Source organism: Pleomorphomonas sp. T1.2MG-36, assembly GCF_950100655.1.
Classification (GTDB): Bacteria; Pseudomonadota; Alphaproteobacteria; order Rhizobiales; family Pleomorphomonadaceae; genus Pleomorphomonas.
Window position 1 is genome coordinate 204809 of the sequence record NZ_CATNLY010000023.1, and the last position, 14801, is coordinate 219609.

Annotated in this window: 11 protein-coding genes; 8 read left to right on the forward strand and 3 right to left on the reverse strand. The window is 65.6% G+C overall.

What is annotated here, in order from left to right:
• Nucleotides 1-1629, reverse strand: a complete 1629-nt coding sequence (locus QQZ18_RS12430) for a histidine kinase N-terminal 7TM domain-containing diguanylate cyclase (protein WP_284541241.1) — start codon at nucleotides 1627-1629, stop codon at nucleotides 1-3.
• A 210-nt stretch (nucleotides 1630-1839) separates the two neighbouring features.
• Here QQZ18_RS12430 and QQZ18_RS12435 point away from each other — a divergent pair, with 210 nt between their 5' ends.
• The 3 genes from QQZ18_RS12435 to QQZ18_RS12445 all read left to right on the forward strand — a co-directional run bounded on the left by QQZ18_RS12435 (nucleotide 1840) and on the right by QQZ18_RS12445 (nucleotide 7749).
• Entirely contained in the window at nucleotides 1840-4008 is a 2169-nt protein-coding gene (locus tag QQZ18_RS12435; RefSeq protein ID WP_284541242.1) for a malate synthase G, read from the forward strand.
• 126 nt (nucleotides 4009-4134) lie between these two features.
• Nucleotides 4135-4965, forward strand: a complete 831-nt coding sequence (locus tag QQZ18_RS12440) for a universal stress protein (protein WP_284541243.1) — start codon at nucleotides 4135-4137, stop codon at nucleotides 4963-4965.
• Between the two features lie 66 nt (nucleotides 4966-5031).
• On the forward strand, nucleotides 5032-7749 hold the full coding sequence (locus tag QQZ18_RS12445; RefSeq protein WP_284541244.1) for a bifunctional acetate--CoA ligase family protein/GNAT family N-acetyltransferase: 2718 nt from the start codon (nucleotides 5032-5034) through the stop codon (nucleotides 7747-7749).
• A gap of 75 nt (nucleotides 7750-7824) precedes the next feature.
• Here the strand turns inward: QQZ18_RS12445 and QQZ18_RS12450 are convergent, their stop codons facing one another.
• Nucleotides 7825-8037, reverse strand: coding sequence for a hypothetical protein (locus QQZ18_RS12450; protein ID WP_284541245.1), 213 nt, complete (start codon nucleotides 8035-8037; stop codon nucleotides 7825-7827).
• Here QQZ18_RS12450 and QQZ18_RS12455 point away from each other — a divergent pair.
• The 5 genes from QQZ18_RS12455 to QQZ18_RS12475 all read left to right on the forward strand — a co-directional run bounded on the left by QQZ18_RS12455 (nucleotide 8027) and on the right by QQZ18_RS12475 (nucleotide 13670).
• Nucleotides 8027-10414 carry a methyl-accepting chemotaxis protein gene (locus QQZ18_RS12455; protein ID WP_284541246.1) on the forward strand — a complete coding sequence of 796 codons (2388 nt, stop codon included), beginning with the start codon at nucleotides 8027-8029 and terminating at the stop codon, nucleotides 10412-10414. The genes QQZ18_RS12450 and QQZ18_RS12455 overlap by 11 nt on opposite strands.
• Before the next feature lie 188 nt (nucleotides 10415-10602).
• Nucleotides 10603-11562 (forward strand): transaldolase, encoded by a 960-nt coding sequence (gene tal, locus QQZ18_RS12460; protein ID WP_284541247.1) that lies wholly within the window; start codon nucleotides 10603-10605, stop codon nucleotides 11560-11562.
• 125 nt (nucleotides 11563-11687) lie between these two features.
• Nucleotides 11688-12641, forward strand: coding sequence for a sugar-binding transcriptional regulator (locus tag QQZ18_RS12465; protein ID WP_284541248.1), 954 nt, complete (start codon nucleotides 11688-11690; stop codon nucleotides 12639-12641).
• 54 nt (nucleotides 12642-12695) lie between these two features.
• Complete coding sequence (locus tag QQZ18_RS12470) at nucleotides 12696-13085, forward strand: YybH family protein (protein ID WP_284541249.1); 390 nt, start codon at nucleotides 12696-12698, stop codon at nucleotides 13083-13085.
• A 186-nt stretch (nucleotides 13086-13271) separates the two neighbouring features.
• A complete protein-coding gene (locus QQZ18_RS12475; protein ID WP_284541250.1) occupies nucleotides 13272-13670 on the forward strand; it encodes a diacylglycerol kinase in 399 nt (132 codons plus the stop codon).
• A gap of 112 nt (nucleotides 13671-13782) precedes the next feature.
• On the opposite strand, the gene QQZ18_RS12480 is transcribed toward QQZ18_RS12475, so the two are convergent.
• Nucleotides 13783-14481, reverse strand: a complete 699-nt coding sequence (locus tag QQZ18_RS12480) for a D-allulose-6-phosphate 3-epimerase (RefSeq protein WP_284541251.1) — start codon at nucleotides 14479-14481, stop codon at nucleotides 13783-13785.
• Between the last annotated feature and the right edge of the window lie 320 nt (nucleotides 14482-14801).

The following is a 14801-nucleotide window of genomic DNA, read 5'->3' on the forward strand; positions in this document are numbered from 1 at the left end:
TCAGACCGACCGCAGACGTCCGTCGCCCGCCTCGCCCATCGGGCGGGCGACGACAACGCGGTTGCGGCCGGCGCGCTTGGCGGCATAGACGGCCTTGTCGGCCTGCTGCAGCATCTGCTCGAAGGACGCCGCGGTGTCGGGATAGGCGGAGATTCCGGCCGAGAAGGTTATGTCGGCCATTCCCTGGCTGGTCGTCACCGGCAGGGAACGGATCACCGCCCGCCATGCCTCGGCGCGGGCGCGGGCCTCCTCGATGTCGGCGTGAGGCATCAGCACCAGGAACTCCTCGCCCCCCATGCGTACCGCCACTTCGCCGGGACGAAGCGACCGGCTGAGAACGCCCGCCATCGCCACCAGGGCATCATCGCCGGCCTTGTGGCCGAAGGTGTCGTTGAGGCGCTTGAAGTGATCGAGATCGAGCGAGACGGCAACCAACGACCGCCCGACGGCGTCGGCACCATCGATCAACCGGTGGGAAATGCTTTCGAGAATGCGCCGGTTGTTGAGACCGGTGAGGCTGTCGCGGTGCGCCATCTCGTGCAGCTGTTCCTGAAGGCTCAGGTTGGCTTCAAGGCGCTCTTCCATCAGCCGCGTCGACACCTGGAGCCTCTCCTGGGCGCGGAGATAGTCGGTGATGTCGCGCAGCACATAGGCGAAGCTCTCGGAGTGGCGCACACCGCCGACGACGACGGTCCGAACCTCATAGGTGCGATCGCCGCGCTGCCAGCGTCGAACCAGATCGCCATCATCGAACAGGCTGGCTCGACCGGCCGGTCCCAAGGTGACACCGAGGCTGGAGAAGGGATGACCAACGAGTGGCTTGCCATCGAAGATCGCCTGCATCGCGGCGTTGGCCTCGGCGATCAGACCGTTTCCCGATACCACCAGAATGCCGTCGGGATGGGCAGCGACCACCGCGCTGAGAGCGACGGGCGCCAACGACAGGAACTGGTTGCGGCTGACCAGGAAGCTGTAGATCACCGGCACCACGACATAGGCGAGCGGGGTCGGGTCGAAGCCGAAGACGCGCACGCCGGCAAGGTTGTAGGCGATATTGGCCGCCCAGGGGACCATGGCCGAGACGAGGAGGCCGGCGAACTGGGCGCGATGGACCGGCGGGGCGTGAACCGCCGCCCAGAGGGTCCGGACCGTCGTCAGCGCCATGAAGAAGTAGATGGCGATCATCGCCGCGAAGAAGACCGAGCCGTGTTCGTAATACAGTTGGTCCGGATAGGCCGGCGTGGGATCGGGCCTCACGGCCACGTAGATGAGGTGGTGCAGTTCGTTGGTGGTGGCGATGACCAGCATCGCGAGACCGGCGGCGATCGAAAGGCCGGTATAGAGCGAAGCGTTCGGCAGATCGCCACCCCGCACATAGGCGCTCATGAACAGCATCCACGAGATCGGCGTGGTGACGATGCCGTACCAGGCGAGCTCCGAGTAGAACAGCTTGAGTTCCGGCGTATCGGAGCTGACGTCCAGAATGGCGCAGATCGCCCACCAGCAGCCCGATGCCATCAGCATGAGATAGTCGGTGCGCCCCGGAAAGCTGCCGATGCGCAACGTGTGCCAGGTGGTCGCAGCCGTCCCGACTACGACGAGTGCCAAAATGACGGCGGCCGGCTGCAACTGAATGGCTCCGCAGAAATTGATTACAAAAAATGATTCGTCGGCATATATCCTGCGGAGCCTTTCCATTTGGTTTCAATTTTATGCGTTCGCCACCCGTGAGCGTGGCAAAGAGCATGTTCGGGACTGGACAGAGCGGAGCGCAACGGCTTTTGTGTGGCACCGAACCATGCGGGGTTTTCCGGAGCCCCTAGGAATCAGGATGCCGAAATGACCGCCTATCGCACGCTGAACGGCCTGAAGGTAGCCGAAGAGCTCGCTAGCTTCGTCGAACAGGAGGCGCTGCCCGGCACTGGCCTCGAACCCGATCGCTTCTGGGTGGCGCTCGCCGATATCGTCGGCCGCTTCGGCCCCGAGAATCGGCGCCTTCTCGACCGGCGCGATGCGTTGCAGCAACAGATCGATGCCTGGCACACCGCCCACCCGGGCGCCGTGGATCCCGCGGCCTACAAGACGTTCCTCACGGAGATCGGATACATCGTTCCCGAGCCGGCGCCGTTTTCCATCGAGACGACCGGCGTCGATCCGGAAATCGCCGAGGTCGCCGGCCCGCAACTCGTCGTTCCCGTGATGAACGCCCGATATGCCCTCAACGCCGCCAATGCCCGCTGGGGCTCTCTCTACGACGCCTTCTACGGCACCGACGCCCTTGGCACGCCGCCTTCGAAGGGCGGCTTCGACGCAGAACGCGCGAAGGCGGTGGTGGCGCGGGCAAAGGCGGTGCTCGACGGGGCGGCCCCGCTCGAGTCCCGAGGCCACGCCGACGTCGTCGCCTATGTCGTCGTCGACGGCAAGCTCAGGGTCCGCTTTTCCGATGGCAACGAAGAGGAGCTCGCCGACCCCGAGGCGTTCGTCGGCTATCGCGGCGATCCCGAAGAACCGGCCGGCATCATCCTGAAGCGAAACGGCCTTCACATCGACCTACACTTCGACCGTGGGCAACCGACCGGCGCCAGCGATCCGGCCGGCATCGCCGATATCCTCATCGAGAGCGCGCTGACCACCATCATGGACTGCGAGGACTCGGTCGCCGCCGTCGACGCCGAAGACAAGGTGGCCGTCTATCGCAACTGGCTCGGGCTGATGCGCGGCGATCTCGAGGCGAGCTTCGACAAGGCGGGCGTCAGCACGACGCGTCGGCTGGCCGCCGACCGCAGCTTCATCCGGCCCGACGATTCGGACGGCGCGCTCAAGGGGCTCAGCCTGATGCTGGTGCGCAACGTCGGTTCGCTTCTGACGACCGACGCGGTGCTGGACGCCGACGGCAGAGAGACGGCCGAGTGCCTTGTCGACGCTCTGGTCACCTCGGCCATCGCCCTTCACGACATCGGCCCGAACGGCCGGCATGCGAACAGCCGCTCCGGCGCCGTCTACATCGTCAAGCCGAAGATGCACGGCCCCGAGGAGGTTGCCTTCGCCGACCGGCTGTTCTCGGCGGTGGAAACGGCTCTGGGCCTCAAGCCGCTCACCCTGAAGATGGGCATCATGGACGAGGAGCAGCGCACCTCGGTCAATCTTCGCGCGTCGATCGCCGCGGCAAAGTCGCGTGTCTTCTTCATCAACACCGGTTTTCTTGATCGCACCGGCGACGAGATCCACACGTCCATGCTTGCCGGGCCGATGGTCCGCAAGGGCGACATGAAGTCGGCGGCCTGGATCGCCGCCTACGAGGCGGGCAACGTCGATGCCGGTCTGGCCCTCGGCTTTGCCGGCCACGCTCAGATCGGCAAGGGCATGTGGGCGGCGCCGGACCGGATGGCGGCAATGCTCGCCGAGAAGATCGGCCATCCGCGCGCCGGCGCCTCAACCGCCTGGGTGCCGTCGCCGACGGCAGCAACGCTGCATGCCCTTCACTATCTCGATGTCGACGTCGCCGCCCGCCAGGCCGAACTCGCGAAACGCGAGCGGGCCTCCCTCGATGCGCTCCTGACCCTGCCGATCGCCACCGACCGTGCGTGGACGGCCGCCGAGATCGCCGAGGAGCTCGACAACAATGCCCAGGGCCTTCTCGGCTACGTCGTCCGCTGGATCGACCAGGGCGTCGGATGCTCCAAGGTACCCGACATTCATGACGTCGGCCTGATGGAAGACCGGGCGACACTCCGCATCTCCAGCCAGCACATTGCCAACTGGCTGAAGCACGGCGTCGTCAGTCGCGAACAAGTGATGGAAACGCTCGGCCGGATGGCGGCGGTCGTCGACCGACAGAATGCCGGCGATCCGGCCTATCGCCCGATCGGCAACGACTTCGCGGGATCGTTGGCTTTCCAGGCGGCGGTAGAGCTCATACTTACGGGCGACCGCCAGCCGAACGGCTACACGGAGCCCGTGCTCACCGCCTTCCGGCGTAGGCGAAAGGTGGAGATGGCCATCAGGTGAATTGATCGGCGCCCAGACCTATCTAAGGATTATGGCGTCCGACGGATTTTGGCTCTCCAACAAGGCCTTGCCGTCGGCGCCGGGGTCGCAAGACCCTCGTCTTGAAGTCTTTGAGGAGGCGCTGCCATGACCGTCAGGGACATCTTCACCATCATCGACATCTACAATGAAAAGATGAACGCCTCCACGGCGGCGCTTGAACTCGCTTCGCGGCGAAAGGCCCATGTCACCGGCCTGGCGTTGGCGCTCGAACCGATCGCGCCCGGCTTCCTCGCTTCGCCGGTTCCGGCGGAATATCTGGTCGAGGCGATCACCAACGCTGAGACCTCGGCCAAGGAGGCCGCCGCCGCCTTTGCCGCAGAGGCGACGAAATACGGCGTCGACGCCGAGGCCCGTACCGCCACCGTCTATTCGGGCGGGACACCGGCCATTGTCCGGCAGGCGCAGCTTTCGGACCTGATCATCATTGGCCAGGATGACCCCGAGCATGGCGAGCCGATGCGCGCCGCCATCATCGAGACGTTGCTGTTCGAATCCGGCGTGCCGGTCATGATCATTCCGTCGGCCTGGAACAAGCCCATCACCTCCGAGAAGGTCATGATCGCCTGGGACGGTTCGTCGACGGCGGCGCGGGCCGTGCATGCCGCCTTGCCGGCATTGAGGGTGGCCACTTCGATCGAGGTGGTTATGGTGGCCGGCTCCAAGAACTGGTCCGGCGAACCGGGCGCCGACGTCGCCGCCTATCTGGCACGGCACGACCACAAGGTCACCGTCACGACGCTGCCGCGCTCGGCGTCGGAAGTATCGACGGTGCTCAACAACCATGCCGCCGAAAGCGGCGCGACCATGCTGGTCATGGGCGGCTACGGGCATAACCGCTTCCGCCAGTTCGTGCTGGGCGGCGTCACCCGCGACATGCTTGAGAAGATGACCATTCCTACTCTGATGACCCACTGATCGTCCGAACCGGAGCGCCTCTGCCCTGTTGCGCTCCGGTCCCTCCATCGCCGAGCCTTGGCCGACATGAGCCTTCAGAGCCTCGACCCCTTCTTTCGGCCGAAGCGCGTCGTGCTGATCGGCGCGACCGCCCGGCCGAACTCGGTCGGATCGGTGCTTGCCCGCAACCTTGCCGCCTTCGGTCGCGACCGGATCGCCTTCGTCAATCCTTTCGTTTCCGAGATCGACGGTGTCGCGGTTCACCCCTCGGTCGCCGATCTTGCCGTGCCGGCCGACCTCGCGGTCGTCGCCGTCCCGCCGGAGGCGATCGTCGGCGTGATGGAGGAAATTGGCGCCGCCGGCATTCGCCATGCGGTCGTCATCACCACCGGGCTTGGCCACGGGCCGGGCAGCCTTCTCGAGGCCATGACGGCGGTGGCAAGGCACAATGGCATACGGGTTCTCGGCCCCAACAGCGCCGGCCTGCAGATTCCCCCTATCGGCCTCAATGCCAGCTTCGCGCAGCGAGCTGCCGTGCCCGGAGATCTCGCCTTCGTTTCGCAATCGGGAACGCTGACCCACGCCGCGCTCGACTGGGCAGCGCGGCATGGCATCGGCTTTTCGGGCATTGCCGTGCTGGGCGATGCCGTCGACGTCGACTTCGACGAAATGCTCGACCATTTCGCCCTCGACCATCGCACCCGCGCCATTCTTCTTTATCTGGAAAGCATTCGCGACGCTCGCGCCTTCCTGTCGGCGGCGCGCGCCGCCGCGCGCTCGAAGCCGGTGGTGGTGATCAAGGCCGGCCGGCATGCCGCAGGCGCCCGCGCCGCTCGGTCGCATACCGGCGCGCTGGCCGGCGTCGACGCCGTCTATGACTGTGCGTTCCGCCGGGCCGGCCTGCTCAGGGTCGCCGATCTCGACGAGATGTTCGCCGCCGCCGAAACGCTCAGTCTCGTTCCGCGCATCCAGGGCAAGCGCATCGCCGTCATCACCAACGGCGGCGGTGCCGGCGTGCTGGCGGCTGATCGTGTCGTCGATCTTGGAGGGGAGCTCGCCACGCTTGGCGACGATACCCTCGCGAGCCTCGATCTGGCGCTACCGCCCGGCTGGTCGCGCGGCAACCCGGTGGATCTCATCGGCAATGCCGCCGCCGACCGCTACGGCGCGGCAACGCGGGCGGTGCTTGCCGATAGCGGCGTCGATGCGGTGGTGGCGATCAACTGCCCGACACCGCTGGCGCCATCCCGGCTCGCGGCCGAGGCAGTGGTCGAGGCCGTCGCCGATTACCGCCGGGGCCGCTACGACGGCAAGCCATTGATCGCCGCCTGGCTCGGCGAGGACGACGGCTGGAACTCCACCTTCGCGCGGGCTCGTATCCCGGCGCTCGAAACGCCGCACGGCGCCGTCGAGGGGTTGATGCAGCTCGTCCGCCACGCAGAAGCGCAGGCCGCCCTGACGGCAACGCCGGCCGACGTTCTGGCCGGCTTTTCTCCCGACCGGGCCCGCGCGGCGGCCGTGATCGCCACCGCGCTGGCCGACAACCGTCTCTGGCTCAAGGCGAGCGAAGTGGTCGAGCTCCTGACCGCTTACGGCATTCCCATCGTGCCGGTGCTGGCCGCCGCCGACTCCGGCGAGGCCAGGCGCCTTGCCGCGAGGCTGCTTGCCGAACACCGTTCGTTGGTGGTGAAGATCGCTTCGCCCGACATCGTTCACAAGTCCGACGTGGGCGGTGTCGAGCTGGAACTGTCGACCCCCGAGGCGGTGGGAGCGGCGACCGACGAGGTAATCGCCCGTGCGAAGGCGGCTCGGCCGGGTGTTCGCATCGATGGCGTGACGCTCCATCCGATGATCGTTGCGCCCAAGGCGGTGGAACTGATCGCCGGCGTCACCGACGACCCGATCTTCGGACCGGTGATGGTCTTCGGACGCGGCGGCACCGCCGTCGAAGTGATCAACGACCGAGCGCTGGCCTTGCCGCCGCTCGATGCCAACCTCGCCCGCGACCTGATCGCCCGGACGCGCGTCGCCCGCCAGCTTCAGGGCTATCGCGACCGTCGGCCCGTCGATGTCGATCGGCTCGCCATCATCCTGCAGCGGCTCGCTCAACTGGTTGCCGAGCATCCGGCCATCGCCGACATCGACCTCAACCCGCTGATCGCCGAGGCCGACCGGCTGACGGTCGTCGATGCGCGCGTCACGCTCGTCGCCGACTCGCCGGCATCCGGCGGCGCCGTGCATCATCCGCGCCTGTCCATCCGTCCTTATCCGACCGAGTGGGAGGAGTTCATCGCCCTCCCCAACGGCCGGTCGGTGTTCGTACGACCGGTGCGGCCGGAAGACGAGGGCCGCTATCTCGCCTTCTTCTCCAAGATGACGGCCGAGGACATGCGCCTTCGCTTCTTCCAGCGGGTCCACGACCTTGGGCATGCCTTCGTTGCCCGCCTGACGCAGATCGACTATTCGCGTGCCATGGCCTTCGTCGCGCTCGATCCGGAGAACGGCGAGATGCTCGGCGGCGTCAGGCTGCACGGCGACCCCGGCGGTGGCGACGGAGAATATGCCGTATCGGTGCGCTCCGACCTCAAGGGCGTTGGTCTTGGGAGGGCGCTGATGATGCAAATCATCCGCTACGCCCGTCGCGAGCGCTACGGACGCATTCACGGCGAGGTGCTCGCCGAAAACCGGCAGATGCTCCGAATGTGCGAGCGCCTGGGTTTCAGGTTGACGCCCGACCCCGACAGCCCCGAAATCATCAAGGTCGCGCTGGACCTCCGTTCGACTGCGGACGGAACTAAAGTCTAGTTCGGACAACCTCCAATTGTATTCACCTTTTCATATCCATGAACCGTCATGGACGATTTGGTTTTTCCGCTGTTTTCAACCGTCGATGGAACGATATCGGCAACCCCCGGCATAACGGGGATTAATCTGCAGCGCAAACGATTGTGAAGCCGACAATTTTTCGCGTAGTTCGCGTATTTCATCCACGTTTTCTTTACCGGCCCCGCCGCACATTCCGCCGATATGCGCGTGGAGCTTGCGCGCCGTCTCGTGGCGGGCGCCAATCCGGGGGGAGAACATGTCGCTCACGGCCTTCCTGTCGAACCGATCGATTTCAATGAAAATCGGCGGCGGTCTGATTTCTCTCGCGGTATTGGCCGCCATAGTTGGCGGAGCAGGGTTCCTTGGCCTCAGCCGCCTTGGCCTTGCCGTGGACATGACCTCGAAGTCGGCTTCGGTGCTGGCTACGGTCAACGATGCCGGCAATGCCGTCACCACGTTCATCCAGAACCGCGACAACGGCGCGGCTTCCCAGGCCGGCCAGTTGCTGGAGCAGGTCAACGCCAGCCTCGACGAGCTTGGCGGAAAAGCCGACCCTGCCCTTGCTCCGGCCTATGCGGCCGTCGACCAGTTCCGCGCCTCGATCGGCGTGCTGTCGGCATCCTCGGATGCCGTCGCGGCCAGCGCCGCCTCCACCATGGAACTGCTCTCCAACATGCAGAACCGGGCCAGCCAGATCGAAGCCGATGCCGCCACCAAGGCCAAGGACTTCCAGACCAAGGCGAGCGAGTCGGCGTTGGCCACCAACGCGGCGGCCAATCTGGCGGTAACCGCCTACAAGATCGAGATTTCCGCTCTCAAGGCCAACGAACTGCTGGCCAAGTTCGCCGCCAGCGGCGATAGCGCCAATGTCGAGGCGGCCTTGAAGGCCGTGATGTCGGTACGGGCGATCGTCAATCAGATCAGGGCCCTCGGAGCCGACGACGAGATCAAGGCGCAAGCCGGCTCCATCGAACAGGTGGCCAAGGATCTCGTTCCGCTGCTGGATGAAATGCGGAACAGTTCCAATCCGTTCGCCGTCGAGCAGAAGCGCCTCTTCGCCCTCGACGGTCTCGGCAAGCTCAGCAACGGGACCGAGGAAATCATCCGTCTGGCCGGGCAGCAGCGCGACCTCGCCAGCTACAACATGCAGTCTCTGCTCGAGGACGCCGGCAAAGCCCGCACCCTTTCGGATCTTGCGACCATATTCGGCGGGGAAATCGACCAACTGGCGCTGCAGACCACGACCTACCGCTACGATCCGGACGCGATCAGCACCAAGGCGATGCTCAAGGCCGCCGATGCCGCCAAGGAAACCGGCCAGAAGATCGTCGCCGCCGGAGGCGCCGACCCGTCCAAGGACATCGACCGCTTCAAGGACGCCTTCACCAAGCTGGTCGATTCCTCCAAGGCTTTCATTGGCGCGCGGGAAGACTCCCGCAGCCAATCGGCCGCGGCCATTTCCGCCATCAAGGCCGTCGTCGACGATCGCGCCGCCGCCGCCAGCCGCAACCGTGCATCGAGCACCTTCACCATGTCCGGCACGCTCGGCGCGGCGCTGGTGTTCGCGCTCATCGTCGGCATCGTGCTGTCGCGACTGATCACGCGGCCGATCACCAACCTGACCACAGCCATGCGCCGTCTGGCCACCGGTGACACCGACATGGCGCTCGACCTCGCTGGCCGCAAGGACGAGATCGGCGGCATGTTCGGCGCCGTGCGCGTCTTCCGCGACAATGCCATCGAGCGGCGCCGTCTCGCCGAGCAGACCGAGGCCGAGCAGCAGGCGCGCACTCTTCGTCAGGAAACCATCGAGGGGCTGATCAACGACTTCCGCCTGGAGATCGAGCAGCTGGTCGGCGTCGTCGCCGGCAATGCCGACCAGATGGAAGCGACCGCCCGTGCGCTGGCCGCCATTGCCGAGGAAGCTCGCGACCGCGCCGGCACTGCCGCCTCGGCGTCCGAGCTTGCGTCCGATGGCGTCCAGACCGTCGCCGCCGCGGCGGAAGAGCTGTCAGCTTCGATCGGCGAGATTTCGCGCCAGACCGAAACGGCAACCGCCGTCGCCCAGCGCGCGACCGGCGAAGCCAAGAAGACAGATGCCACCATCTCCGGCCTTGCCGACGCGGCGACGCGCATCGGCAACGTCATCACGCTGATCAAGGCGATCGCCGAGCAGACCAACCTTCTGGCCCTCAATGCCACCATCGAGGCGGCGCGAGCCGGCGAGGCGGGCAAGGGGTTTGCGGTTGTCGCCTCGGAGGTGAAGAACCTCGCCGGCCAAACCGCCAAGGCCACCGAGGAGATCGCCTCGCAGATCGCCCAGATCCAGGCTTCGACCGGCGAAGCCGTTTCGGCCATCCGCGCCATCTCCGACATCATGGGCGAGGTCGACAGGACGACCAATGTCATCGCCACGGCGGTCGGCGAGCAGGGTCATGCCACGGCCGAGATCTCGCTCAACGCCCAGAAGGCGGCCGGCGGTACCAAGTCGGTGGCCGACGAGACGCAAGCGCTGACCCGCGTCGTCGGCGAAACGTCGCAATCGGCAAGCCAGGTGCTCGCGGTGTCCAACGACATGAACGATCAGGCCACCCGCCTCCGCACGGTCGTGGAGAGCTTCATCAACCGAGTGATGGCCGCCTGACGGTTTTCGGGGGGAGAGGGAAGCGGGCGGGCTCTTTCGGAGCCCGCCCGTTCCATTTGTGATTTTAATTTGCAAATAATTTCTTTTTATCTGTTTCTTGCATTTTGAAGGTCTGAGGGCCATAGTCACTGAGGATGGAAAGCGACCGAGCATCGGAGGATGTGTCGGCCAGATATGGAGTTGAGGACATGGCTTCCAAGCTGGACCAATTGCGCGAAATGACTGTCGTGGTCGCCGATACCGGTGACATCGACGCCATCAAGAAGTTCAAGCCGGTCGATTGCACGACCAACCCAACGCTGGTGCTGAAGGCCATCGGCCTGCCGGCCTATGAGCCGATCCTGGCCGACGCCGTTGCCTGGGGCAAGAAGCAGGGTGGCACGCAGGAAGCCGCCGTCAAGGCCATCGGCGACCGCCTCGCCGTCGCCGTCGGCACCGAGCTCACCAAGCTGGTCGAGGGCCGCGTGTCCACCGAGGTCGACGCCGACCTGTCGTTCGACACCGCCGCCACCGTCGAGAAGGCGCGCGCCATCATTGCCGCCTACAAGGCCAACGGCGTCGAGCGCGAGCGGATCCTGATCAAGGTTGCCGGCACGTGGGAAGGCATCCGTGCTTCGGAAATCCTGCAGAAGGAAGGCATCGACACCAACATGACGCTGATCTTCGACATCGCCCAGGCCATTGCCTGCGCCGATGCGAAGGCCTTCCTGATCTCGCCGTTCGTCGGCCGCATCCTTGACTGGTACGTCAAGGCGGAAGGCCGCACCTTCACGCCGGACGAGGATCCGGGCGTCGTTTCGGTGCATGGCATCTACGACTACTACAAGGCCCATGGCATTCCGACCGTGGTGATGGGTGCATCCTTCCGCTCGCAGGGTGAAGTCGAAGCCCTGGCCGGCTGCGACCGCCTGACCATTTCCCCGGCTCTGCTCGACTCGCTGGCTGCCGATAACGGCACGCTGAAGCGCGCCCTGTCGCCGAACAAGCCCGGCCCGAAGCCGCCGGTGGTCAAGCTCGACGAGAAGGCCTTCCGCTGGGCCATGAACCAGAACCCGATGGCCACCGAGAAGCTGGCCGAGGGCATTCGCCTGTTCGCCAAGGACCTCGGCGAGCTGCGCAAGATCGTCGCCAAGCGCTTCGTCGCCTGACGACCTTAGGCCGGGGCGTTTTCAAGCCGATGCCCCGGCCCTCTCCCCGGGCCGGCACGTCGACGACGGACGACGTGCCGGACGCCGGTGATCGGCGGTTTCACTTTCCACCCAAGGCGTGCACCATGCCCCGGCCCCGCCGCAGCGAAGACATGATCGTCGAGATCGCCCGCCTCCGCTACGAGCAGCGCCTGCCGCAGACCGAAATCGCACGCCTCCTGGACATCTCCGAGGCGACCGTCAGCAGAGCCCTGAAATCGGCGCTGGACCTCGGCTACATCGAATTCCAGGTAACGCCCAAGGCTTTCCGCGATAGCGCCTCCGAGCAGCGGCTGAAGGCCCACCTCGGCCTCCGCCTCGCGGTCGTCGTCGAAAGCAAGGCCGGCGCCCATGCCGACACGCTGGGCAAAGCGGTCGCCCGCGTCATGGAAGACACCCTGAAGAGCGGCGACGTGCTGGGCGTATCCGATGGCGCCACGGCGGCGGCCATCGCCGCGGCCACGCGCCGGTCGCCGGCGCGCGACCTCAACGTCGTCGCCCTGGTGGGCGGCGTAGGAGCCCCGGAACACTACACCCACTCGTCGGAAGTCTGCCGGCGGTTCGCAGCCGGGCTGGGCGGTCAGGCCTGGCAGCTACCGGTACCGGCCATCGTCGACGATGCCGGGGCGGCGCGCTTGCTGCGCGACACCGGTACCGTGCGCGGCGTCTTCTCCATGATGGATCGCCTCGCCATGGCGGTGGTGGGTATCGGCGCCATTTCGGCGAACGCCACGGTCTTCCGCGAGGGGTTCATCGCTCCCGGCAAGCTGGAAGAAATCCGCGCCCATGGTGCCGTCGGCACGATTTGCGGCCGTTTCTTCGGCAAGGATGGCCGACCCGTCGGCACCGAGTTCGACGACCGCACTCTCTCCATCTCGCTCGAACGCCTCGCCCGCGTGCCGCTCGCCATCGCCGCCGCGTTGTCGCCGCTGAAGGCCGAGGCGATCCGAGCCGCCGTCTCTGGCGGCCTCGTCAATGCCGTCGCCACCGATGTCGAGACGGCCGAGGCGCTGATGGCGCTTCCTCCCTCTCACTGCTGACAGGCATCGGCACCGTTCAGGCCTAATTTCCCAATGAAGACAAGGGAGATTGCCATGACCGTCGCAGATGAAATCATTGCCCTCGAAAAGGCCGCGCTCGACCGCTGGTGTGCCGGGGACCCGGACGCCTTCCTCGAGCTGTCGGCGGACGACGTTACCTACTTCGATCCCTTCCGCGAGACGCGGCTCGATGGAAAAGCGGCGCTGACCGCCCTCTATGACGAACTGCGCGGCAAGATCTTCGCGCCGCGTCACGAGATGATCGAGCCGAAGGTGCAGGTCGCAGGCGAGGCCGCCGTGCTCACCTTCCGCTTCGTGTCTTGGAACGGCAGCGAGGGAAACCGCGTCGCCTGGAACTGTACCGAGGTTTACCGGCGCGAGCCCAAGGGATGGCGCATCATCCAGACGCATTGGTCGTTTACCGGCGCCGGACTTGCGGCCTGACAGGCGGCCGTCTCGGGCCATTCGTAGAACGGCGCCGGCGCTTGCACCCACCGGGACGAGGCCTCTTTCTCCGGCATGACGTCGCCCCTTTGCTCGCGACCCCGCTTACCCGAAAATGCCCTATTGGGTTTTCCGCTTAGGGGTTGTTATGTTCGACGGCAATCGCAACAGCAGGCGGATGAAATCATGGCGGATGTCAGGGCAATCTGCGCGATCGGTCAGCGGGGTCAGATAGGGCTCAACGGCGAATTGCCGTGGGAGGGCAATCCGGACAGGGAGTTCGTCGCCGACGTCGAACGCTTCTACGAAGTGACGCGAGGCCACGTCATGCTGGCCGGTCCGCACACCACTTCCACCCTGCCCGGCTTCATGAAATTCGATCGCACGCTTTGCCCCGTCCGGTCGAGCGATCGGCCGGAGGACGTGCTCGCCCGCTTTCCCGACCGGGTCGTATATGTCGCCGGGGGACCGGCGGTGTGGGAGGCCTATGCGCGGTTCATCCGCCACTGGGACATCAACCGGCTGCCCTACGACGGCCCTGCCGACCGCTGGTTCAAGCCGGAGTGGCTGGTGGCAGGAGGCTGACGCGCCCCCTCAACGACCAAGAAGGCGCGGGAGCAATGCCCCCACGCCTTCTTGTTTCCATAGGTCTGAAAAGCGTTTCTGAAACAGCGTTGCGGTGGCCTTTGTTTCCGCCTCAAAGGCTGTTCAGCCACGCCATGCGCTTGTCGAGATCGGGCGCATCGAACACCAGCTTGCCGGCGACGATCGCCTCGGCTCCCGCCTTGCGCAAGAGCGGCACGGTGTCCTCGCGGATGGCGCCATCGGCGACCAGCACGATGCGGTGATCGCTCGGAACCCCGGCAATGTACTTGCGCGCCTCCTCGAGGCGTTGCGTGGCGGACTGGCTGATGCCCTCGCGCTCGCCGATGCCGGCGCCGAACAAGGTCACGAGTTGCACGCGCGGCAGGTGGCGGATCAGCTTGGCGACCGGAGTGTCGACCTTCAGCACGACGCCGGCCACCAGACCGAGCTCGTTGATGCGGGCGATACCGCTGTCGGTGAGCAGCGTGTTCTCGGCGTGAATGGAGATGGCGTCGGCGCCGGCCGCCGCGAACTGGTTGATCTGGTTGATCAGCGCCGGCTCGCCCACCATGAGATGGACGTGAATGGGCTTGTCGGTGATGGACCGGATGCGAGCAACGATCTCCGGGAACATCAGCAGCGTATCTGCGAACACGCCATCGGAGGCGTCGATGTGGATGACGTTGGCATAGGGATCGATACGAGCCACTTCGTCGGCGATGCGCAGGAGATCCGACGACCACATCGAGAATTCGGTGATCAGGTGGTCGGTCGGGAGGCGGTCGATCCATCCGGCGGCGGGGCGGTTCATCAGGCGATTCTCCGGGGGTCAGAACATGCAGGACGCCCAACGGACGACGGCCCTCGCCGGCCCGCTGGCGCGCCATGATCAAGATTGCGCACAAGCACTTGGATATCACTAGTGCTTTCGTAGCGAAGAGTGCTTTTTTCGCGCGGCCGTCATGCCAGCGCGTGGCTTGTCGCCTGGGAACAAAAAAATGGCGCGGCGAAACCTCGCCGTCAGACCACCGACAAACCTCCGAGGCCTTACTGAACGTCACAGATTCAAACAAAGGACATATCGGAATCAAAAACCCCTCGATTCCGGCCGCTGCCAAAAATCGAGGGGTT